Annotated in this window: 17 protein-coding genes and 1 pseudogene; 7 read left to right on the forward strand and 11 right to left on the reverse strand. The window is 51.7% G+C overall.

What is annotated here, in order from left to right:
* Window positions 1-31: 31 nt before the first annotated feature.
* A complete protein-coding gene (locus LOS79_RS10025) occupies window positions 32-1,936 on the reverse strand; it encodes an FAD-dependent oxidoreductase (protein ID WP_315418886.1) in 1,905 nt (634 codons plus the stop codon).
* A 125-nt stretch (window positions 1,937-2,061) separates the two neighbouring features.
* On the opposite strand from LOS79_RS10025, the gene LOS79_RS10030 reads away from it, so the two are divergent.
* Window positions 2,062-2,982 (forward strand): LysR family transcriptional regulator, encoded by a 921-nt coding sequence (locus tag LOS79_RS10030; RefSeq protein WP_315418889.1) that lies wholly within the window; start codon window positions 2,062-2,064, stop codon window positions 2,980-2,982.
* A gap of 169 nt (window positions 2,983-3,151) precedes the next feature.
* Here the strand turns inward: LOS79_RS10030 and LOS79_RS10035 are convergent, their stop codons facing one another.
* Complete coding sequence (locus LOS79_RS10035) at window positions 3,152-3,655, reverse strand: ABC-2 transporter permease (RefSeq protein WP_315418891.1); 504 nt, start codon at window positions 3,653-3,655, stop codon at window positions 3,152-3,154.
* A 234-nt stretch (window positions 3,656-3,889) separates the two neighbouring features.
* A pseudogene (locus tag LOS79_RS10040) lies at window positions 3,890-4,170 on the reverse strand (GntR family transcriptional regulator); the annotation flags it as partial.
* Window positions 4,171-4,282: 112 nt separating this feature from the next.
* On the opposite strand from LOS79_RS10040, the gene LOS79_RS10045 reads away from it, so the two are divergent.
* Window positions 4,283-5,542 carry an MFS transporter gene (locus tag LOS79_RS10045; RefSeq protein ID WP_315418895.1) on the forward strand — a complete coding sequence of 420 codons (1,260 nt, stop codon included), beginning with the start codon at window positions 4,283-4,285 and terminating at the stop codon, window positions 5,540-5,542.
* A 79-nt stretch (window positions 5,543-5,621) separates the two neighbouring features.
* Here the strand turns inward: LOS79_RS10045 and LOS79_RS10050 are convergent, their stop codons facing one another.
* Entirely contained in the window at window positions 5,622-7,577 is a 1,956-nt protein-coding gene (locus LOS79_RS10050) for a helix-turn-helix domain-containing protein (protein ID WP_315418898.1), read from the reverse strand.
* A gap of 221 nt (window positions 7,578-7,798) precedes the next feature.
* Between LOS79_RS10050 and gdhA the strand changes: the two genes are divergently transcribed.
* On the forward strand, window positions 7,799-9,184 hold the full coding sequence (gene gdhA, locus LOS79_RS10055) for an NADP-specific glutamate dehydrogenase (RefSeq protein ID WP_315418901.1): 1,386 nt from the start codon (window positions 7,799-7,801) through the stop codon (window positions 9,182-9,184).
* 190 nt (window positions 9,185-9,374) lie between these two features.
* On the opposite strand, the gene LOS79_RS10060 is transcribed toward gdhA, so the two are convergent.
* Complete coding sequence (locus LOS79_RS10060) at window positions 9,375-10,358, reverse strand: diaminopimelate dehydrogenase (protein WP_315418904.1); 984 nt, start codon at window positions 10,356-10,358, stop codon at window positions 9,375-9,377.
* 213 nt (window positions 10,359-10,571) lie between these two features.
* On the opposite strand from LOS79_RS10060, the gene LOS79_RS10065 reads away from it, so the two are divergent.
* Window positions 10,572-11,435 (forward strand): alpha/beta fold hydrolase, encoded by an 864-nt coding sequence (locus tag LOS79_RS10065; protein WP_315418907.1) that lies wholly within the window; start codon window positions 10,572-10,574, stop codon window positions 11,433-11,435.
* A 7-nt stretch (window positions 11,436-11,442) separates the two neighbouring features.
* On the opposite strand, the gene LOS79_RS10070 is transcribed toward LOS79_RS10065, so the two are convergent.
* Complete coding sequence (locus LOS79_RS10070; protein ID WP_315418910.1) at window positions 11,443-13,827, reverse strand: polyprenyl synthetase family protein; 2,385 nt, start codon at window positions 13,825-13,827, stop codon at window positions 11,443-11,445.
* A gap of 219 nt (window positions 13,828-14,046) precedes the next feature.
* Here LOS79_RS10070 and LOS79_RS10075 point away from each other — a divergent pair, with 219 nt between their 5' ends.
* The 3 genes from LOS79_RS10075 (at window position 14,047) to LOS79_RS10085 (ending at window position 17,154) form a co-directional block, all read left to right on the forward strand.
* Window positions 14,047-15,018: an iron-hydroxamate ABC transporter substrate-binding protein gene (locus LOS79_RS10075; RefSeq protein ID WP_315418912.1), complete on the forward strand. Its 972-nt coding sequence runs from the start codon at window positions 14,047-14,049 to the stop codon at window positions 15,016-15,018.
* A gap of 103 nt (window positions 15,019-15,121) precedes the next feature.
* Window positions 15,122-16,144, forward strand: a complete 1,023-nt coding sequence (locus LOS79_RS10080) for a FecCD family ABC transporter permease (protein WP_315418915.1) — start codon at window positions 15,122-15,124, stop codon at window positions 16,142-16,144.
* Complete coding sequence (locus tag LOS79_RS10085; protein ID WP_315418918.1) at window positions 16,141-17,154, forward strand: FecCD family ABC transporter permease; 1,014 nt, start codon at window positions 16,141-16,143, stop codon at window positions 17,152-17,154. The genes LOS79_RS10080 and LOS79_RS10085 overlap by 4 nt, the downstream gene beginning before the upstream one ends.
* Window positions 17,155-17,216: 62 nt before the next feature.
* Here LOS79_RS10085 and LOS79_RS10090 read toward each other — a convergent pair whose 3' ends face one another.
* From LOS79_RS10090 to LOS79_RS10110, 5 genes are all read right to left on the reverse strand, one after another.
* Entirely contained in the window at window positions 17,217-17,588 is a 372-nt protein-coding gene (locus tag LOS79_RS10090) for a hypothetical protein (RefSeq protein ID WP_315418920.1), read from the reverse strand.
* 222 nt (window positions 17,589-17,810) lie between these two features.
* On the reverse strand, window positions 17,811-19,400 hold the full coding sequence (locus tag LOS79_RS10095) for an ABC transporter substrate-binding protein (RefSeq protein ID WP_315418923.1): 1,590 nt from the start codon (window positions 19,398-19,400) through the stop codon (window positions 17,811-17,813).
* 251 nt (window positions 19,401-19,651) lie between these two features.
* The gene (locus tag LOS79_RS10100; RefSeq protein ID WP_315418926.1) at window positions 19,652-19,951 is read right to left on the reverse strand and encodes an iron-sulfur cluster assembly accessory protein; all 300 of its coding nucleotides are present in this window, start codon (window positions 19,949-19,951) and stop codon (window positions 19,652-19,654) included.
* Between the two features lie 85 nt (window positions 19,952-20,036).
* A complete protein-coding gene (locus LOS79_RS10105) occupies window positions 20,037-21,422 on the reverse strand; it encodes an MDR family MFS transporter (RefSeq protein WP_315418929.1) in 1,386 nt (461 codons plus the stop codon).
* Window positions 21,423-21,641: 219 nt separating this feature from the next.
* Window positions 21,642-22,340, reverse strand: coding sequence for a Crp/Fnr family transcriptional regulator (locus LOS79_RS10110; protein ID WP_315418931.1), 699 nt, complete (start codon window positions 22,338-22,340; stop codon window positions 21,642-21,644).
* Between the last annotated feature and the right edge of the window lie 106 nt (window positions 22,341-22,446).

Consider the following 22,446-nt stretch of genomic DNA (forward strand, 5'->3'; position numbering starts at 1 on the left):
GCTTGTAAACTGCAGACTGTATTTTACATACTTATTTCAGCTTGCTGACAACCTCTTCTGCCGACAGCTTGCCGGAGGTCAGCGCCCAGGCATTATTCGCACCGGACGGTGAATCGTCACCCATCACCCCGCCGACAACCTCGCCGGCAGCATACAATCCGGAGATGACCTGATCACTTGTATTCAGCACTTCAAAGTCTGCGTTGACTACCAGTCCGCCCATGGTTGTCGCAAAGCGCGGCTTCTGCTCCACCAGATAGTACGGCCCTGTACCGATTTGCTCGGTCAGATACTCCGCCGGACGCCCGAAGTCTGCATCCTTGCCTGCCTTGATGAAGCCGTTGTAACGGTTAACCGTCTCCTGGAGCGCGGCTGAATCCATACCTGCTGCTGCAGCCAGCGCCTCCACTGTATCTGCATGGAAGAAATACGGCGCTATCGAGCCGTTATTCTTCAGCCAACTGTCAATATCCGCTTGGGAAATCCCCGCTTCACTCACTCCGGGCTGGAAAATATCAAAGGTCGCCTGATCCATCAGCAGGTAGAGCATTTGCTCCGGCTGGGCCAATTCAACTTCCAGAATACTGCGGTTGCTTGACTTCTCATTAACCACCCGCTTCCCGGCTGTATTAATAAGAATCCCGCTTTTTTTGAATGCAGAGATGTTGCCTACAATCGTAGACTTGGCGATCCCTTCAGACACTTCAACACCATTCGGATAACGTTTCCCGTACTCCATCAGACGGGTGCCTGCATCGATGCCTTCTGCCGTTGCCATCACGATACCGTCCCCGGTTGATGAGGTTGGCCCGTAATACAGGGCGGCCTTCAAATCAGCAGAGAGCAGCTCCTTGTTATTCCCGTAGCCGCCGGTTGCCATGATTACAGCTTTGGCTGTAATATTATATGTTTTGCCTGTGCTGTCCTTCGCCACAACGCCTGTAACAGCACCTTTATCATCTGTAATCAGCTTCTCCGCCCTGGTCTCCAGGTGCAGGTCCACCCCGGATTCTTCCACCTTCTGGCGGGCTTGCTTGGCAAAACCCGGGCCTCCTGCTTCATAAGCCAGCTCACGGTTATGGCTGTACTCTGCTAATTTGTGCAGTCCGCCGGCCATGTCATACTGGATGCCGACGTACTGATTCAGCCAATCTGTAGTCTGGCCTACATTTTCAGCGAACAGGTTCAAGAGCTCTGTAACGTTCTTATTGCCGCCGTTAGCCTGGAAATCCTGTACGATGCTGTCAGCACTATCATCAGTAACCCCAGCTTCTTGCTGCAGCTTGGACAATCCCACCACCTGGTTGCCGCCGCTGATTGAGATCGCCCCGCCGATATAGGTCATTTTCTCCAGCAGAATTGTCTTCAGCCCCAGCTCATCTGCCCGCAGTGAAGCCGACATCCCGGCTGCGCCGCCGCCGATGACAACTACATCCGCAGTCAGCTCTTCAACCTCTGTCGAGACTTTCTTCATCACCTCTTGATTCAGAGCCAGCGGATCTGCACCCGCTTGTGTTACACAGTCACTTACTGCAGCGAGTATAGCATCACTGGTAACAGTCGCCCCGGAGATTGCATCTATGTTCAAAGACTGGTTCGCTACGATAGCCTCGGGAATTTTCACAACAGAAGCATCACTTACACCCTCAGTTTCGTTAAAATGGATGACCTTGACCGATTCGATCTTATGCTCGGAGAACGTCACCTCTACCTGGACTGTACCATTTTTTCCGTCGGCAGAGCCTGTGTAAGTTCCGGATTTAAATGTAATTTTCTCGGTATTATCAGCTGTTTCATTACTGCTTGTGTTTATATTTGCACCTGAATTTGTACCTGTGTTTGTATTTGCGCCTTCTCCTGAGCAGCCTGCCAGTGATAAGACCAGCACCAGCATAAGCAGAACCGGCAATAGTTTTGTTGAGATGTTAGTCCGCATTCGTTTCCCCTTGTTATATCTGTATTTGTGAAGCAGAAATATGTAGTGCCCGAATGATATTTGTCACTGTAATCATTTGTTAAAATGAATGTAACCTTCTACTAACTTTAGACAGGATGACCGCGATGAACATTGTACAGCTGCAGTATTTTTTGACCATTCAGAGCTATATGAGCTTCTCCAGTGCAGCCGGTGAGTTGTGCATCACCCAGTCCGCGCTGTCCAAGCAGATCAAATCTCTGGAGAGTGAACTCAACACGCTACTGTTTAACCGCAATAAACGATCCATCAGCCTTACTCCAGCCGGCGAGGAATTTGCCGTGTACGCGAACAAGCTGCTGGCAAATTACAATGAGATGATATCCAATATGAAGAAGCATGAGCTGCTGGAGAAGGGCTATCTGTCGATTGCCACGATTCCGGTTATGTCCCAATACGGGATGACTTCCAAAATTGCCGGCTTTGCCGCGATGTATCCGGAAATCAAGCTCGATCTGGCCGAGAAGGAAAATGATATCATAGTATCGATGCTCCGCAACGGCGAGGTCGATGTGGCCTTCATGCGCACAAATTATCTGCCTGAAGGACTTGCCGATGTCTATCCTCTCGCTGAAGATTACCTTGTGCTTGTGGTTGCAGAGGATCATCCGCTCTCACCGCTGAAGGCTGTGGATCTGGCACAGGTCCAATCCCAGAAATTCATCTTTCTGAACTCAACGTCCGGGATCTACACCACCTGCATGGAGGAGTGCGAAAAGGCCGGCTTCACACCTGATGTATTGTTCACTAACAGCCGGATTGAGACGATTATGGAGCTAGTAGCCGAGAAGCTTGGTGTAACCCTGCTGATGAATCAGGTCGCCCGCTATTTCGATTATCCGCAGCTGCGGATTGTACCGCTCACCCATCCGGTGACTAGTACCCTGGCGGTTGTCAAACCGAAGAATAAACAGACTACCGAAAGCATCAAAACCTTTATGAATTATATGCTGAACTCAATTGTGATCTATTTCACTTTCTCCTTCACATGGCATGAATTCCTTTAGCGCTAAGGGATGATTCTATCATAGACTCAGCATAGCCGCTGAACAATTCCAATCCAGACAGCACCTATTCCAAATGAGCAACTGTCTATTTTACACCCGGCGGGAGGTAAAGTGAGTAGCGGATAGCCACTTATAGCCCTTTCACACTATTATTCTGTGCGTTCTAAGCTTAAAACTGCTTGTTCTTGTGAATCCTTACCGACAGCAGATAAGAACCGGCAAACATCACTACAGCAACAGCAAGGGAAGCTATCCCGACCTCACTGCTGTTAAAATTCACATTCTCCCGGAACATTCCCAGCAGCGCCCACACGACAATCCGGATTACAATAGAAGAGCCTGCCGCTACAAAAATCATCATCTCGCTTTTCTCCACGCCGAATTTCAGGACCGCCGGATAGACGATAGCAATGGTCGAGACGGACAGCGAGAAGCCCAGGGTATATCCAGGTGACAGGTCCAGGGACCGGAAGGCCGCATTATCTCTTAAAAAGGATATTAATGTAGTCACTCCGCTGAAGACAGCGCCCGTTACAATCAGCGTTATGAAGGAGAGGTATTTGCTGCGGATAACCGTTTTTCTTTGGACCGGAAAAGTGATCTCCAGCTTGCTCCATTTCGAAGCCTCATCCACCTGCAGCGAATAATAATTATTGAGAAGCAGTCCCCGCATTCTATCGTTCCCCCTTTACCAGCAGCAGCAGCATTTCATCAATCGATACATGGTCGACAATAATGCCGGCGTATTTCCGCTCAAACTCCCGCTTATCAGCAACAAGCACATCGGTTTGTAAGCCCTTAACCCGGCAGGCGATCCGGTCACCGTTATCGATACGCCTGAACTGCTCCGTGTTGCAGCGGGCAACACCATACCTGTAGATCAGCTCATCTTTGCTCTCGGTCAGACTAATCCGGCTGCATTCCTTAAATGCTCTTCAATAGCCTTCAGCTGCTCCTCCTGAAATATATCCTTGTTGGCTGCCGATACGAAGCTTCCGCGTCCTACCGTGGTTTCGATAAATCCCTCCCGTGGAGGTCTTCATACGCCTTTTGTACGGTAATTACACTGACCTGAACCGATTTAGCCAAGGAGCGCATGGAAGGAATCGGGTCTCCCTCCTGCAGCTTTCCGCTCATAATCATTGCTTTGATCTGAGAGGTGATCTGTTCATAAATAGTCTTGCGCATTTCTCACGCCAAATAAGATTGCTACTATCCGGGACGCCAGTGATTATTCTATAATTGTCTTTTATAAGCTTGAGGCTATATACTCTCTTACGACAACCCGGAGGTTACGTTAATGGCACGTTCTTTCTTCCCGAGACTGCAGGGCAACAGCCGCGGCTGCCTGGCCTTTGAGCCCTTCTTTCTCATCCCCTTCAGCATGTTCTCGACCTATGCTACGCTGTATATGTACGAGCTTGGGCTGACCGAAGTGAATATCGGCTGGATTACGACCATCGGGCTGATAGTACAGGTACTCTCCTCACTGGTCAGCGGATATTTAACAGACCGGATGGGACGCAAACGGGCGATCCTGTATTTTGACCTGCTGAGCTGGAGCCTGGCGACACTGCTATGGGCATTTTCCCAGAACCTGTGGTTTTTTGTGGCCGCTGCGGTGATTAACGGATTCCAGCGTGTTCCGCATATCGCTTTCTACTGTCTGATTGTTGAAGATACCCGGCCCGCCGACCGGACCTATGTGTTCACCCTGCTGCAGATCATCAGTGTAATCGGCGGTTTGTTCGCTCCGCTCGGAGGCCTGCTGGTCAATCAGTATGGCATGGTCCAAGGGATGCGGATCATGTACGTGCTGGCCTTTCTGTTCATGACCTTCCAGTTCACCGGCCGGCATCTGACAACCCGTGAGACGGAAGCAGGCATTAAGAAACGGCAGGAGACGCGCGAGCTGGGGCTCCGGCAGAGCCTGGCCGAATATGGCGGCGCTTTCCGTGAGCTGTGGGCGGAGCGCAATCTGCTGCTGATCTTCGCCGTGTACATCCTGTTTAACTTCCAGGCGACGCTGAAGACCACCTATCTTCCTCTCTATCTGGCGGACTATCTGAAGCTGAACAGCGGGATTCTCTCCTTGTTCCCGGCCGTTTCTTCGGTCATCATGCTGCTGACCCTGTGGCTGCTTATGCCCAAAATTCCCGACCAGAGCGCAAACCGTTCCATGATGGCCGGATTCGGGCTCTCCGCTCTATCGAATATAATGCTCGTGCTGTACCCCTCGTCCAGCCTGCTGTGGATCGGCCTCAGTACTATATTGGCCGCAGTGGGTCTCATGATCAGCTCCCCTTATCTGGAAGCGGCGGTCCAGAATGCCATTGATGATGAGAAACGGGCCAAAGTCTTCTCGACGCTGTCCGTGCTGATCCTGCTGTTCACGGCACCTGCCGGCATCATCGGGGGCTGGGCATACAAGCTGGACCCGCGGATTCCTGTATGGCTGGTTACAGCAGCCTTTGCCGGCTCCTGCCTCCTGCTGTATGTGTACCGCAAGCGGACGGGCCGGATGGACCAGACTACGCATCAGGCCGGAGCCGGTGTTTAATCAACTGGCCGTTTATCTTCAAAAAAAACAGGGCTATCCAAGGCAGCCATTGCATGGCGTGTCAGGATAGCCCTTATTATCATTTGCCCAGCAGCTTGGGGAATTGATCCAGCAGCAGATTGCTTGTCAGCATATCGTCATAATTCCATTTTGACTCAATGAATGTGACCTTCCCGTTTTGTACAGAAGGCAGCTTTTGCCACAAAGCTGTATTCAACAGTTCGTTGAACGACTCTTCAGCATCAGGATTCTCAGGGAAGATTACGAACAGGCGGTCACCAATCAGCATCTGATGCATCAGCTCGGGTGACACTTCGATGAACGGTGTACCCGGCGCTGCTTCAATCTCCTTAACCTGCTCGGACATCTTATAGCCCTTCGGCTGATAAACCAGGTTAGAGACACCGCCCGACTTCATCAGATACATCGTCTTGTCCCAGTAATAAATCAGGATTACAGCTGTTTCGCCTTCCGTGAGATTTCCCTGCTTATGCAGTTCATCCCACATAACTTCAGCCTTCGCCTGATAATCTGCCAGCAGTTGTTCAGCCTCAGCCTGTTTGCCGACAATCTCCCCGATTACAGGAAGACGTTCACTGAGCGGCTTACTCTGATCAAACACAACCGCCGGTGAAATTTTGGCAATCTCATCATACTCCTTATCCAGCACATACCCAAGCAGCGTGAGGTCTGGTTCAAGAGCGAGCAGCTTCTCCAGATTAGTCGGGAAGCCGATATCCTCAGCCGGGGTTTGTTCATACTCTGAATAAGCCGAACCTTCAATGAATCTGCGGTCTACGCCGACAGGCTCTATACCAAGCGCAAGCAGATCTCCGATCGAGTTCCCTTGAAGAATTACCCGCCGCGGCTGAACAGGTATACTGACTTCATGTCCCTGGCTGTCTGTAAATGACCTTACTGAGGATTCTTGGCCGGCAGTTTGCGCTGCTGCTGTTGCCTCAACGGCCCGGTCTGGAACCAGATTCACATTTCCCGCAGCAGGGGTGCAGGCGCTGAGCATGATTGACAGGCACAGCAGCATCACTGCACCGAGCGTTAATCTGGTATTTCTGTACATAGGTAAGTCGTCCCCCCGTTTATATTGATAATGATTCTCAAGCACACCACCAATATAACCTTCACGCTTACCTTCTGCATCAGACAATCTCAGCTTATCCGTAGGACAATCTGCTCCTGCTGCCAGGCTGGCCGCTCCGGCCCTGAACTGCCCCGGCGTTTCACCGGCCGTCTTCTTAAAGATGCGGATGAAATAAGACAAGTCCGGATACCCCACACTAGCAGCTACCTCCTGCAGTGATAAGTCCGTTTGCCGGAGCAGCCGGCAAGCCTTATCGACCCGGACCCGGATCAGATAATCAATCAGACTGCTGCCGGTCCTGCTTTTAAACTGCTTCGCCAAATAAGATACGCTATAATTAAGCCGCCCGGCGACAGATGACAGGCTGACGGGCTCGTGGTAGAACTCATTGATGTACCGGATGGCCTGAGTTACTAGATCCTCCTTATCCTGAGAGCCCGCAGCCCGCTGAAGCTGCTTCTCTACTTCATAGATGAACTGATACAACCGGGATTTACCCTGAATCCGTTGCAGCGCTTCCGGGTCCAGCCATAAGCGCCGCAGCTCCTGCAGCTGCAGCAGCAGCTGGGCCGGATCATCCGGGGCAAACGCATATTGCCGCTGAAACGGACTGCCGCTCTCATAACGCCTGCGGATACCCGCTGCGGCCGTGCCGGACAACGAGGCTTTATACAATACAAGATAATACTCCAGCTCCTCATGCACCGGACGAATATCAAGCCTGGCCCCTTTACCGCTGTGAATAATATGAAAGCGTTCGGCCGTATATTCCCTGCTATCAAGGCGTATACCGGCTCCGCCGCGGACAATGCAGAGGTAACCTGATGCCGGAAACCGGTAGGAGACAGGTTTGTCTCCTGCATGCAGCCATTTATGGCGGATATCCATCAATTGAATGTTGGCATAATCCCATAACACTAGATGATCTTCATTCAAAATAGTTCCCGCCTTTCTATAGCAGTATAGTTGATAATCATTATCATTCACAACAGTTTTTCCGGAAATATTTCACGTTATGTAAGGTTCATAGAAATTCTTAATGGCCTGACCAAAAATAATTGATTGGCAAAATGATGTAAGGTTTTATAAAATTCTTTTAAATTCAAAATACCTCAGGGTAGCCTAAATAAAAAAATAAGACAGGGAGTGTTAGCTAAGTGTCCACAGTTACTTCAGTTACTGCAGAAACCACTACTCAGGCTGTACAGTATGTACAGCGAATCTATGCGGAGGTTCAGCAGCGTGACCCGCAAGAGCTTGAATTCCACCAAGCCGTAAAAGAATTTCTGGATTGTCTCGTGCCCGTGCTGGCCCGGCATCCGCAATACATGAAGCAGGGTATCCTTGAACGCCTCGTCGAGCCGGAGCGCACCATCACCTTCCGCGTTCCATGGGTTGATGATTCCGGTATTACCCGGGTCAACCGCGGCTTCCGTGTACAGTTTAACAGTGCCATCGGACCTTACAAAGGCGGGCTCCGTTTCCACCCGTCCGTATACCTTGGCATCATCAAGTTCCTGGGCTTCGAGCAGATTTTCAAGAATTCTCTGACCGGCCTGCCCATGGGCGGCGGCAAGGGCGGCAGCGACTTTGATCCCAAGGACAAATCCGATCAGGAGGTTATGCGGTTCACCCAGAGCTTCATGACCGAGCTGTACCGCCACATCGGAGCAGATACGGATGTTCCTGCCGGAGATATCGGAGTCGGTGCACGCGAAATCGGTTATATGTTCGGACAATATAAGCGGATTCACGGCGGGCATGCAGCAGGCGTCCTGACCGGTAAAGGACTTCTGTACGGCGGCAGCCTGGCGCGTAAGGAAGCCACCGGATACGGCTGTGTATACTTTGTACAGGAAATGCTGTCCTCCCTGCGCGGTACGGGCTTCCAGGGCAGCCGGGTAGTCGTCTCCGGTTCGGGGAACGTCTCCATCTACGCCATCGAGAAAGCTCAGCAGCTCGGCGCACTGGTAGTTGCGTGCAGTGATTCGAACGGTTATATCTATGATCCGGAGGGCATTAATCTGGATACGGTCAAAAAATTAAAAGAAACGAATCGCCTGCGGATCAGCGAATATGTGAAAGAGCATCCGCATGCGGTATATACGGAGGGCTGCCGCGGAATCTGGAGTATCCCTTGCGATATTGCCTTGCCTTGTGCAACCCAGAATGAGCTGGACAAAGCTTCCGCTCAGCAGCTGATACTTGGCGGAGTCCAGGCGATTGGTGAAGGTGCCAATATGCCTTCAACAATTGAAGCTATGGAGCTGTTCCTGGCCAATAATGTACTATTCGCTCCCGGCAAGGCGGCCAATGCAGGCGGTGTGGCTGTATCCGGACTTGAGATGAGCCAGAACAGCATGCGGCTCTCCTGGAGCTTTGAAGAGGTAGATGCCAAGCTGCACGAGATTATGAGCAATATCTTCAGCAGAACTGTACAGGCAGCTGAAGAATACGGGGTTCCGGGCAATCTTGTCGCCGGAGCCAACATTGCCGGCTTCCTGAAGGTAGCCGACACCATGATCGCTCAAGGCATTGTCTAACTGATTCTTCTAATCCCCCCGCAAAGCGGAGCTTTGGCCCGGTGCTGATTCAGGTACTTTGCGGGGACCCTAATGATTAACTTATCAACAAAGAGACCCGCGGGGAGAGCAGCACCTGTTCATCACAGGCACCGCTTCCCCGCGGGTCTTCTTGGTTTCATAGCTTGTCTTTAGTAGCGCAGTTAAGGTCCTACAGCAGCTCGCGGCGCAGCGTCTCCGCCGATTTCGGCGACAGATGACCAAGCGGGATATCAAATACCGTCTTGGCCCCTGTGCTGCCTTCTGCCTTCAGTCTGACAGCTGCACGGGCATAGGCAACCAGCACGCTGGCCGTGAATTCAGGATTGCTGTCCAGCTTCAGCCCGAATTCGGCAATCTGCTTGCTGCCCTCTCCGGTAACACCGCTGCGGATGACAAAGCCGCCGTGCGGCATGCCGGAATGGTTAGCTGCCAGCTCTTCGGAGGTGATGAAATTTACTGTAGTGTCATAATCGGCGAAATAATTCGGCATTTCTACGATGAGCCGGGTAATCTCTGCATGATCCGCCCCTTCTTCTGCTACCACGTAGCATTCCCGGTGATGCTTCTCACGGGTGGACAGCTGCGGTGTTTCTCCGCTACGGATGCGGTCAATAACGTCCTGGACAGGTACCGTGTACTGAACACCGGCCTTCACGCCCGGAACGCGGCGGATGGCATCGGAATGGCCCTGGCTGACCCCGGTGCCCCAGAAGGTATAGTCTTCGCCTTCCGGCAGAATGGACTGCATCAGCAGCCGGTTCATCGAGAACATACCCGGGTCCCAGCCTGTGGAAATCACGCTTACCGTGCCCCCTGCAAGCGCCGCCTGATCGACCTCTGAGAAGAATTCAGGAATTTTGGCATGGGTATCGAAGCTGTCAACGGTATTAAACAGTCTGGCGAGCTGCGGTGTCTGCTCCGGTAGGTCTGTGGCCGATCCGCCGCACAGAATCATGACATCAATCTTATCTGTATATTGCTCGGCGGCGGAGATATGCTCAGTGGCAGCCCCCGTGATCTCTGCTAGCTGCTGCGGATCTCTGCGGGTAAAGATGGCTGTCAGCTCCATATCCGGATTTTGCCGGATCGCCTGCTGCACCCCTTTGCCCAGATTCCCATAGCCGACAATCCCTACTCTGATTAATGAACTCAACTTATGTATCCTCCCTTTGCCGGTTAGACCGGAAATATGTTTTCTTTAAATTATAAGTATATATACATTACACAAAATGTAAACATTTAAGTTTGCTGACGGCCCCTATTGGAGCTTATTTCCTGGCTGCCTGCAGTTCGGGGATTGTCCAATCGCTGCTCTTCACTTACAATACTAATGATAAACATTCTCAATTGATAGGTGGAAAAGATCATGCCGGACACTAGTGCCCACACGCTTGGGAACAGCCATTATGCTACAACCGCAGACGGACGCAAGCTGCATTACATGGAGAACGGCTCAGGTCCGGTAACTGTCGTATTCGAATCCGGCATGGGCATGTCCCGTTCTGCCTGGGGGCTGGTGCAGCCGCTTGTCGCCGCGCATACACGCGCTGTTGTCTATGACCGGGCAGGCAGCGGCCGCAGCACGCCCGACCCCGCATCAAGAACATTAGCCCGGATGGCCGATGATCTGGAGTGCCTGCTCAGCCGCCTGGGCGATGGTCCCTTCATCCTCGTTGGCCACAGCTGGGGCGGACCTGTCATCCGCACCGCTGCTGCGCGCCGCCCCTCTATCCTCCGGGGACTCGTGCTGATTGACCCGACAGATGAGCATTGCGGGGAGTATTTCACCGAGGACTCCGTGAAGCATTTCGCGAAGATGAACACGCTGCTGCCGCTGCTGGCCGGAAGCGGCCTTTACCGGCTGATAGGCGCAAGACCCGGCAGGGTGCTGCCGGCCGATGTATACAGGGAGCAGCGCCGGGAGGATTTCACGCGCCGGGCTGCGAAGACAATGGTCGCTGAAGGTGCAGCCTTCCTTGAGGATCTAAGAGGCCTTCGCAATGATCCAAACCAGCTGGACGGCATCGACATAGCCGTAATCTCAGGTACGCTGATCACCCGGATGGAGCAGAAATTCCGGCCGGCGCTGCACGAAGCCCACTGCAAGTCGGCGGCCTCCTTCGCCCGCGGCCGCCTGATTGAAGCCCGGAAATCAGGCCACATGATTATGTACACCGAACCGCAGCTCATCGCAGATGAGATTGTACGCATGCTGCCGGCAGCGCACTGAACCGGCATCAGCGCTCCCTGTTCACCACATAATTCATCAGATGCTTCAGGAATGGAACCGTACTGGGAATACCGCTTAGTGCATCAGTCGCCTGGCAATAATGCTCCCACATGGCCCGGCTGGCCCCATCCGTTCCCAGGACTGAAGCGAAATTCGATTTGTTGTTCGCAGCATCATTACCTACAGGTTTGCCGAGAAGCTGCATATCTCCTTCAACATCGAGCAGATCATCCTTTATCTGAAAGGCAATTCCCATATGATAAGCAAATGTCTTCAGCGCTGACAGTTCCGTTTCACCGGCTCCGGCAAGCATAGCAGGCATAACCAGACAAGCTTCAAAGGCTACCCCTGTCTTGAAAAAGCATATCTGATTCAGCTGCTCAAGGCTGAGCTCTTTGCCTACAGCATCCAAGTCCATCACCTGGCCGGTGCACATCTCTTCTGCCTTCAGTGCCGAGTAGCGGATCAGGGCCAGAACCGTCTCCGGGAGGAAGCGGTGAAGTGAAGCCTGCTCGCCGATCGCCTTCTGAATGAGATACAAGCCGGTTAACTCGGCAACCGCGCTGCTCTGTGCCTCATGCAGGGTCATCCGCCCTCTGCGGGTAGCCGCATTATCCTGGGAAGGCAGATCATCAAAGATCAGCGAAGCGGTATGCATGTATTCCAGCGAGCGGAGAAGCGGCAGAAGCGCTGCACTTTCAAGGTTATATACCTTGACTCCCATGACCCAGGCCAGAATCGGCCGCATCCGTTTCGCATCTCCCTCAAGGCTGTAGTTCGCCGTATCCGTCAGCTGCCCAACTTTGGCAGGCTGTCCCTGCCTCCTGGTGAATAACAGCTCATTGTTAATCAGGCTGCGGGCATGCTGGAAGGTGGCGGAGAATTCCTCCTGCTGCTGCGCATCCCTGCGCAAATGCTCAACCATCCGGTCCCGCAGCAGCTTATCGAAGAAATCCACTTCATCCGCTTTGCGTACCAGAGTCTGAACCAGCCGGTTAAGCTCTGGTATACCTGCGGTAAATATCCGCATCGTTTCATTATATTTATCTGCCCCAGCCCGTTCCTTGAACCGCTTAAGGCCGTTGATCGCCCGGTCCAGCATAACCTCCCGCACCTTGCTGCTGGAATTGTATACGCCATGTATCAGATTGGCAATGACCGCCCAGTAGAGCTCGAAAGGATTGATCAGCTCCGGACGCTCCCGGTGATATTGTAAATAATACGTATAAGGGGTGACCGCTCCGTCTTTCATATCCTGGTCCATGTCCGCGAAATCATCGGCAAGCTGATTGTAGATACCGAAAAAGAATGTCCGGTCCGCAAAGCCTTCATCCTCCGGAGCGCCTAGTACAGAGCGGGCAACCAGCCGTGAGGAGGACGATTTCAGAATGACCGGAATGTACAGCTCTTCGTTAGTGTAGTCAGCCTTATCCAGCCTCTTGACGCGGTCGGTATCCTGGGCCTGAAAAAACACATACGACTGCCCAAAGAAACTGCTCTGTGCCTCGGGGTTCTGGGCAGCCTTAATATATTCAAATGCCTCTGACAGCTCCGTGTGGATATATTGGATCAGCCGCATATTTCCGCCCTGCCAGCCGCCCAGCTGAGGCACATTACCGGTAAGGAGTGCTGTGCGGATCAGCTCTGAATACTGCGTTTTCTCCACAGCCGTCAGAATCTGCGAATCCAGTAAATCATCAACAAAAGGATAAGTCAGCCCGTAGGAATAACCGAGCCGGAGCGCCTGATCCAGCCTGCGTGAACGCTCCGCAGCCGTAATCCCCTCATCCATCTCTTCCGTTACATGGAGAACTACGCCAACGATAATTTTAATCAGCTTGCGCTGGGCATGCTCGGCATTCATTCCTTCCGGAATATGTGCAGCAACGGCCCTTAGTTTGGCGAACAGCCAGATCACCGCCGGCTCTATCCCTTCCTTCTGTGCCCAGCGGTACACGCCGGCCGGATTCATGAAATCCGGCTCCCCGCCTTTGCCCGGGCTGACACTTTTCATCAGGTATTTGTCCAGATCTTCAATGGTTCTCCTGATCCGCCGCTCAGTGTCCGGGGAGTCCAGTGCCCGGCCGAGATCCCGCAAATAAATATACGAGACACTCCGGTCCAGATAGTCCTCTAGTCTGCCTGTGTAACGGAGCCACTGGATATAGCGGTAATAATCGCGGGGTTCCGGCCTTTTTGTCCGCTGCGTCAGGAAGGACAGATCTGCAAAGCGGCGGAGATGCTTTTTTTTCCACTTATGAAAATCCCCGGTCAGCGCGGACACATACGATCGGTCCATAACCTGCCTGCAAAGTGCCGTGTAATACCCGAGCGCCTTCTGCTCGGCCTGCTGATACATGGCCCCGGGATGATCTCCCATTGATATATTCATATTATGCACAACCTCAGCTTCATATTGGGTAATCATGATGTGATTCATTCCTTGCGGATACTTTGCGGATCATGCTTGTTAACCTAATACGAATGAAGTGCAGTTTGGTTACGGAATCAAGATTAGGATTGACAAACGGCCTGTAAACCTTTAAAGTTTTAACAGCTAGTTTACTGATAATGATTATCAATTTCATATTTGAAAGGGAGATTATCTGAAATGAAAAAAGCTTTGCTGCCTCTACTAGTTCTGACCCTCCTGCTTCTAAGTGCCTGCGGCAACAATGGAAGTAACTCTGCAGGCAACAACGCCGGCACAGCAAGTCCCGCTCCGGAAGCAACTGCAAGTGCAGCTGCTGATGCGGAGGGCAGCAACTCGGGTACTATTACCTACCAGTCTGAGAACGGTCCGCTCGAAGTCCCTGCCCAGCCTCAGCGTGTTATTGCCCTGGCCGGATACGCCGGTAACCTGCTGGCGCTGGATGTTCCCCTTGTCGGTGTGGATACCTATGTCAAGGCAAATCCTAAATTCCAGGAGCAATTAAAGGATATTCCTGAAGTCTCCGACGAGAATTTGGAAAGCATTCTAAATCTCAAACCTGACCTGATCATCGCTTCATCTGATACTAAGAACTTAGATAAATTGAAGCAAATTGCCCCGGTAGTCACCTATACATACAACAAAGTCGATTATCTGAATCAGATTCTGGAAATCGGCAAAGCCGTGAACCAGGAGCAGAAGGCGGCAGACTGGATTGCCAGCTTCACTGAACGCGCCAAAGCGGCAGGCGAAGAAATCAAAGCCAAAATCGGTGCCGAGAGTACGATTACTGTCATCGAAGGTGACGCCAAAGCGCTCTATACTTTCGGCAGCGGCTGGGGACGCGGTACAGAAATCATCTATCAGGCTATGGGCCTGAAAATGCAGGATAAGGTAAAAGAAATGACAGCTAAAGACGGATATTACGACTTGTCGCTCGAAGTTCTGCCGGATTATATGGGGGACTATGTAATCTACAGTAAAGATCCCGCCGGGGACGCCTCCTTCCAGGAGACTTCAACCTATAAGGAAATCCCTGCTGTCAAGAATGGCCATGTCTATGAAATAGATGCTACCACCTTCTATTTCAATGATGCCCTCTCACTTGATTATCAGCTTGATTTCATCAGCAAATCCCTGCTGGGAAATTAATCATTCAGCATATGAAGCCAGAGCCCCACTTTGTGGGGTTTATTTTTCGATATTACAATGTATACAGTCTCGTGCAAACTGCTAATAGAAACGGATGATCGAAATGAAAACACAAGCCCGGCGCAAGCCCCTAAATTATTCTTATACGCTTAAGCTGCTTATCAGTATGATTATATTTGTGGCCATGTTTGCAGTGGCGATCAGACTCGGCGCGAAAAATGTCTCCCTCTCCGATATTTGGAGCGCGGTATTCCAGCCGGAGCAGGCCGGCGGGGATATTTCCATCATCCGCGAGCTCCGGTTGCCCCGCGAGGTTGGCGCTGTTCTCGTAGGAGCCGCCCTGGCTGTGGCCGGGGCGATTATGCAGGGACTGACCCGTAATCCGCTCGCAGACCCCGGACTGCTCGGCCTTACTGCGGGGGCCAATGCGGCGCTGGCGGTCAGCTTTGCTTTTATACCTGCGATCGGCTATTTCGGCATCATGCTCGCCTGCTTCATCGGCGCGGCCTGCGGGGTTATGCTGGTGTTCGGCATTGCCGCTCTGCGCAGGCAGAACCTGTCCCCCTTGCGGATGGTACTGGCCGGTTCGGCCGTGTCCGCCCTGCTGACCGCTGTGGCTGAAGGAATCAGCCTGCAGTTCAAGATCTCCAAGAATGTATCCATGTGGACATCCGGCGGACTGGTCGGGACCACCTGGGGGCAAATCCAGTTTATCACTCCTGTAATTGCAATAAGCCTTATATTCGCGTTTGGTTTATCGCGCCAGCTGACCATTCTCAGCCTCAACGAAGGCACTGCGGTGGGTCTAGGGCTTAAGACAACCCAGATCAAGCTCATCCTTTATGTATTAATTACTCTGCTGGCCGGAGCCTCAGTTGCCCTTGTGGGCAATGTGGCATTCATCGGTCTGATGATTCCCCATCTTGTACGGCTGTTTGCCGGAACCGATTACCGGGCTATTCTGCCGTTAGCAGCAGTTACCGGTGCAACCTTTATGTTATTCGCCGATACGTTCGGCCGGATGATCAATGTTCCGTTTGAAACCCCGGTCGTCGCTATTGTAGCTATGCTGGGCTTGCCTTTCTTCCTGTTTATTGTCCGTAAAGGAGTGCGGTCCTTCTCATGAAAACTTCCCGCAAGTATACAAAACAACCGTTGATCCTCCTGCTCCTTATGCTGCTTATTCTGGCAACTATTATTATCGGGATCGGCATCGGTTCTTCCCCTGTCTCCTACAGCAGGCTGCTTCCGACCATCCTCGGCCATGGACAATTTGAAGACAATTTCGTGCTCTTCTCCATCCGCCTCCCGCGGATTCTGATTACTCTGCTTGCGGGAATGGCCCTGGCCTTATCCGGTGCTATCCTGCAGGGGATAACCCGCAATGAGCTGGCTGATCCGGGAATCATCGGCCTGAATGCCGGTGCCGGGGTCGGAGTTACCGTATTCTTCATCTTTGCACCGATTGACACTGGCTCCTTCGTCTATATGATACCGCTGATGGCCTTTGCGGGAGCCTTGATTACAGCACTGCTAATCTATGTATTCTCATATACCCGGAGTGACGGGGTGCAGCCGGTCAGGCTGGTTATTACCGGTGTCGGCTTCTCCATGGCTCTCTCCGGCGTTATGATTGTGCTGATCTCCTCTGTCGACCGGACCAAGGTGGATTTCATCGCCAAATGGCTGGCCGGAACCGTATGGGGAACCGATTGGCCCTTCGTGCTGGCACTGCTGCCCTGGCTGATTCTCTTGATCCCTTATGCGTTATATAAGTCCCGGGCGCTGAACCTGCTCGCCTTGAATGAGCCTACTGCTGTAGGTGCGGGAGTCGCCGTATCCCGAGACCGGATTCTGCTTATGCTGGCCGCAGTTGCCCTGGCCGCTTCAGCCGTGTCCATGACCGGTGGCATCGCCTTTATCGGCCTGATGGCCCCGCATATTGCAAGAAGCCTGGTCGGGCCAAGACATCAGCAGTTTGTGCCGGTATCCATCCTGATCGGCGGCTGGCTGCTGCTGCTGGCTGATACCATTGGGCGTAACCTGTCCCAGCCGGCCGGCATTGCTGCCGGAATTATGGTTGCATTTATCGGTGCTCCTTATTTCCTGTATTTATTATTGAAGAAAGAAGGGTAGAGCTCCTACGCATAATAGGAGCGCTCTCCTGTGCCGGCAAGTCTATTCTAATTCTTAAGCTACTATATCAGACGATATCCTGCAGGAAGCTTGCCGGTACGCTGAATAGCACGTACCTGTGCCGCGGTCAGCCGCTGATTGGTTGCTATAAGGGATTCAACATCCCCTTTCCGCAGTATATCATCCAGTTCGCTGATGCTGCGGTTGCCGCGCAGAATAACAAAGTTATCCCGGAAACGGGAACGGTCAAATAAAACAAGCGTCGCATCCGGACTGGTAGAGAAGAATTTCAAGCTCTCTATACCGGTAAGCACAGAGTCCACATCCGGCATGCCAAGGTTGCCGCGGTAGGTTCTGCGCAGCCCCCGGAAATCCTCCTCACTGAACACTCTTAATCTCGGATATACGGCAGCTGCCGCTTTAGCTGTAATCATCCTGTACCCCTCCCTGCTAATTGGCGTCGTCCCTGACAGGAAACCGCCTGCTGTAACATATGCAGCCAGCAGAGAAGCTGCTAAGGCCCAAGTCTATCGCAGTATTTACCAGCTAATAGCAGGCCAGGCGGATTACAGCCTCTTCAGTACTTGCTGTAAAACGCAGCGAAAAAATCCCATGCGCCGCAGATGTGGCTGCATGGGATTTTTTTAATACTCTGATTACTGGCCGGAATTAGCCAGGAATTCATCAATCTGACGTTGAACCTCTGCGATAATAGTGTCGATACCGGCCGCCTTCACCTGAGCTTGAAGCTTAGCCAGCCCGGCGTCTACATCCTTCACTGACCCGTATTCCAGCGGAATACCATATTGCAGCATCACATTGCCTACATTCGCTACCTCTGTCTTTACCTTGCTGTTATCGAACACAAAGGTTTCCAGCGGGTAATGATACACCTCGCCTTCCCATTTCTTGGTCAGCGCATTCCCTTCATCCGGGAACGCAGAGTTATCACGGTTCAGCGGGGAATTAAAGCCCCAATTGGAGAATCCGGTATAATTGGCGTTTTTCTCGGCATTGGTAAATTTATCGTCGCCAACCGGATTGTAATGTACAGCCGTAATCCCATTCATAATAAGATCATGGAGTTCCTTATCATTCTGCAGCAAATCTACTACCATGAGCGAACGCTCCGGATACTTGGATGTCGCATGGATGGCTACCCCGTTCTGCGTAGATACGGCAACCGACTTCTTCTTGTCCGGTGTAACATCGGCCAAAGCCAGCTCATATGGTGAATTCTTCTCCCGCAGATCGGTCATCAGGATCCCAAGCGTACCCAGGTTGTGAGAGATAGATGCGGTCTTTCCGGCACGGAACTCCTGCTGGTGATCCAGCTTGCTGTTCAGCGCACTCTTCGACCAGGCATTGTGATCTGCCAGATCTTTGTAATAATAGACAAGCTCCTTGAATTCCGGAGTTTCATATACATTGAATACCTTGCCTGCCGGATCATCCAGCTTGAAGCCGATCGGCAAATCAAAGTCGAACATATTCCATTCATTCTGCTGCTTCAGCAGGACCCGGTCCAGATTGTGCAGCTTCCAGTCCCCCGTCTCCGGTACAAAAGGTGTAACCCCCTGCTCCTTCTCGGCCACAGTCTTCAGATAGTTTGCATAAGCTTCCGGGCTGTTGATTTCCGGGAGGTTATATTTCTTACGCAGATCCTCGCGGTACAGGATCAGCTTCTCTACCGTTTCCCCGCGGTTTTGCGGAACCATATAGAGCTTGCCGTTTACTTTGGCCTGCCCCCAGCCTACCTCGGGCATCGCTTCCCAGGTCTGCGGCGCATACTTCTGCAGCATCTCGTCGGTCAGCTCCAGAAAACCTCCCTTAAGTGCCTGATCATTATAGCCGGCCCAGTTGGCGGCATAGATCAGATCGAAGTCCTCATTGGCTGCCAGCTTGAGCGGATATTTCTGCGCCCAGTCTGACCAGTCCAGGAACTCTCCTTCAAGGGTAGCATTGATTTTCTCCTTGAGTTTCTTGTTAATCTCTCCGAATACCAGGTCATAATCAACAGGTTTCGGTCCTACAAAAATCATCTTCAGGGTTACTGGCTGGGATGTGTCTACGGTGCCGGAATCTCCCGCTGGCTGGGCATTAGCCCCGCCGGCATCTGCCGTTGCTGCGGGAGCCTGCGTCTCCGCCGCATTTCCTCCGCTATTGCCGTTTCCCCCGCCGCATGCTGCAAGCAAAGAAACCATCAGAATTCCAGACATGAGTGATAATCTTTTCTTCTTGTTCACTTGTTCTTCCCCCCAGCAGATGTTGTGTAATCGCTTACAAGTACAGTATATATAATATTTCTTGTCATTCTAATATAGGCGATCAACGATAATGCATACTTTTGCAACGACTTTCAGGGAAGCTAGAAAGAAAAAACGGCAGCTGTACAAACAGCCATTAGTAGGCTGAATTGACAGTGCCGCTTCCTATAAACCTGTTGTTCTATTATCACAGTCCGGTAACCGGACGTTAATGCTGCTTACATAGCTGCTTATTTCTCCAGGAATCCGGTAGAAGGGTTGGTGATAAAGAAACCTGGCTGGGGAACATGGAAATATTGAATCCAGACCCCGTCGAGCAGCGGCTCGCGTGAATCCAGCAATACGTCGATATCCTTGTCCGTAGCTACAATCTCGTCATGCTCAGCAGGAGTATCCAGGATTACATCATAATGTCCATGGTTGCCGTGATTTTGAGTGATGACTACACGGATCTTTTTTCCTTCTGCTTCCGGACTGTTCAGCATTTCCTTTAACACTTTGGCTGCATTGCGGTTAATTTTAAGTTTCATCTTCCAGCGACCTCTATTCTGCTTAATTTACAATAAGACATTCATTATAACATAAACTAAGCAGCTATATATAATTCAGCCGGATTCAATTCGTATTTCTGGCAGCTAATCCCTTAACATTGAACGATAGTCCTAAACCGATAATAGCGAATATGCCGAGACTCCAAAAGGCAGCCTGAAATCCCTGCAGCGCATTCACCGGATAAACAGCAGAACTGGAATTCATAAAAAATGTCATAATGGCTATAAACAGTACGCCCCCCATAGAACTGGCTAAGGAGCGGATGGATATGGTCAGCGGCGATGCATGCGCAATGCTCCGGGGCGGCACACTGGCCATTGCATAGGCAGTAACCGGAGTCATAGTAAAACCGATTCCTGCCATTATTAATGCATAGCTAACAGCAAGCACAGCTGTTGGAGTATTCAGCGTTATCAGGAAGGCGAGCAATACGGTGATCCCGCCAATCATGCTGAAGCCGGTGCGCAGCACCATTCTGACCCCGTAACGGTCATACAATCTGCCGGAAATTACACTGGCCACACCAAGTAACAGCGCGCCGGGTAACAGCATTATTCCTGATTCCCTCGGTGTCAGTCCACGGACATTCTGTACGTACAGCGGAAGCAGCAGCTCAGCACCGACCACGACAACGAACATCAACACACCGATAATTGAAGCCAGAGTGAAGCTGCGGTTGCGGAACAAATTGAAATCCAGCAAAGGCGCAGCCAGCTTCAGCTGACGCCGGATAAACAGTACAATGAACAGGATTCCGGTAAGGATGAATGCTGCGGCCAACACCATAGAGGCACCTTGCTCCCCGGCCAGATTAACACCATACAGCAGGCCTGCGAAGCCAATGGATGAATAGAGCACCGAACTGCGGTCCAGCTTCTCCTGATGGCGCTCTCCCACATTCTTCAGGGTGAAACCTGCAAGGAACAGATTAGCAATTACAACCGGCAGCAGCGCGTAGAACAGAATCCGCCAGGAATGCTCCTGAACCACGAGCCCGGCTATGGCCGGGCCCAGCGCCGGTGCAAGCCCCATGACCAGTCCGATTAACCCCATAGCGGAGCCGATCTTTTCTTTCGGGAAGACGCGCAGAATCGTTGTCTGGAACAGCGGCATCAGCAGTCCCGCACCTAAGCCCTGAATGATCCGCCCGCATACAATGAAGCTGAATTCCGCTGAGCTTCCGGCAATAAGCGTACCTGCAGCAAAGGCGCCAACTGATGTAAAGAACAGGCCTCTCGTCGTGAATCTCCCGATCAAAAACCCTGCGACCGGCACTGTTATGCCGGCCATCAGATAATATACAGTAATCAGCCACTGTGCCTTACTTTCGTTAATATGGATATCCTGCATCATTCTTGGCAAGGCTGTATTCAGCATTGTCTGCATCAGCTGCCCCAGAAAATTCGCTACAACCAGCGAGGATACAATTAAGCCCGGCCTGTTCTTCATTATTCTCCACCTGTCTTTCCGTCTATCAAGTATATTATAGATATTCTAAGTCTTTGATAGCCGTAAAAAAGTCCATCCTGCAATTTCGCGGAGGTCTGGAACCTCAGAAGACAGCCGTCCAGTTCTCCGGCTGAACAGCTGCTCAGGCAGGATGGAGTAATTTTCCTAACATAATTCAAAGACTTAATGTATCTACAATATATCCAATTAATTGTGGTGTCAATCCTTAAATCTTAGAGCATTCACCTGATCCCCTTCACCCAGCAGCTCGAACTGGTTCCGGTTGAACGCAATCAGCCCGTCCTGTGCCATCCGCTGCAGCTCCCTGGATAAGGCGCTCCGGTCAACGGTCAGATAATCGGCCAGGTCGTTCCGGCTGAACGGAATTTCGAAGCTGGGTGAATTATTTTTCTTGGCCTGCAAATGCAAATAATACAGAATCCGCTCCCGCAATGATTTGTGGGAGACCAGATCCAGCTTCTGATAGACCGACCGGTTGTTCTCCAGCAGCAGGGTCAGCATATTCTCGATAATCCGCCCCCTTAAATGGCAGGTGGCCTGGCCGGGACGCACGATCTGCTTGATCTTGATGAACAGAATACGGCACCCGGCACCGGCAACCGCTTCATAGCCGCTCGGCTCCTGCTGCAGGCGGAGCGCTGTCTCACCGAGGATCTCTCCGCTTGTCAGCTCGGAGAAGATGAACCGCATCCCTGCACTATTGTCCTTGCACAGCAGGACACTGCCTTCCAGAATAATGCCGGCTGAATCCAGATATTCATCCGGCTTAAAGATCGTCTCCTTCTTGGCATAATCCCTGATCGTCCCCTGAAGGCAGCCCAGAGCCTGTTGCACTTCATTATTCCCGAAGCCCTTGAAAAGGACTGTATTTTGAATTTTGTCCATATATTCCTGCAATTTATCACCCTCCTGTTGCCATGGCAACAGAGTCATGGTAAAAACTCTGCTACAATTTAATGAATGAGAACGATTCTCACCAATATTTACATTATAGCAGATGCCA

It is taken from the genome of Paenibacillus sp. MMS20-IR301 (assembly GCF_032302195.1).
Lineage (GTDB): Bacteria > Bacillota > Bacilli > Paenibacillales > Paenibacillaceae > Paenibacillus_AQ.

Excerpts from the sequence above, each read along its gene's own strand:
- LOS79_RS10100 (WP_315418926.1), bottom strand. The coding sequence starts at position 19,951 with ATGAAACTTAAAATTAACCGCAATGCAGCCAAAGTGTTAAAGGAAATG.
- LOS79_RS10075 (WP_315418912.1), top strand. The coding sequence starts at position 14,047 with ATGAAAAAAGCTTTGCTGCCTCTACTAGTTCTGACCCTCCTGCTTCTA.
- LOS79_RS10080 (WP_315418915.1), top strand. The coding sequence starts at position 15,122 with ATGAAAACACAAGCCCGGCGCAAGCCCCTAAATTATTCTTATACGCTT.
- LOS79_RS10035 (WP_315418891.1), bottom strand. The coding sequence starts at position 3,655 with ATGCGGGGACTGCTTCTCAATAATTATTATTCGCTGCAGGTGGATGAG.
- LOS79_RS10070 (WP_315418910.1), bottom strand. The coding sequence starts at position 13,827 with ATGAATATATCAATGGGAGATCATCCCGGGGCCATGTATCAGCAGGCC.
- LOS79_RS10085 (WP_315418918.1), top strand. The coding sequence starts at position 16,141 with ATGAAAACTTCCCGCAAGTATACAAAACAACCGTTGATCCTCCTGCTC.
- LOS79_RS10065 (WP_315418907.1), top strand. The coding sequence starts at position 10,572 with ATGCCGGACACTAGTGCCCACACGCTTGGGAACAGCCATTATGCTACA.
- LOS79_RS10105 (WP_315418929.1), bottom strand. The coding sequence starts at position 21,422 with ATGAAGAACAGGCCGGGCTTAATTGTATCCTCGCTGGTTGTAGCGAAT.
- LOS79_RS10025 (WP_315418886.1), bottom strand. The coding sequence starts at position 1,936 with ATGCGGACTAACATCTCAACAAAACTATTGCCGGTTCTGCTTATGCTG.
- LOS79_RS10030 (WP_315418889.1), top strand. The coding sequence starts at position 2,062 with ATGAACATTGTACAGCTGCAGTATTTTTTGACCATTCAGAGCTATATG.
- LOS79_RS10045 (WP_315418895.1), top strand. The coding sequence starts at position 4,283 with ATGGCACGTTCTTTCTTCCCGAGACTGCAGGGCAACAGCCGCGGCTGC.
- LOS79_RS10090 (WP_315418920.1), bottom strand. The coding sequence starts at position 17,588 with ATGATTACAGCTAAAGCGGCAGCTGCCGTATATCCGAGATTAAGAGTG.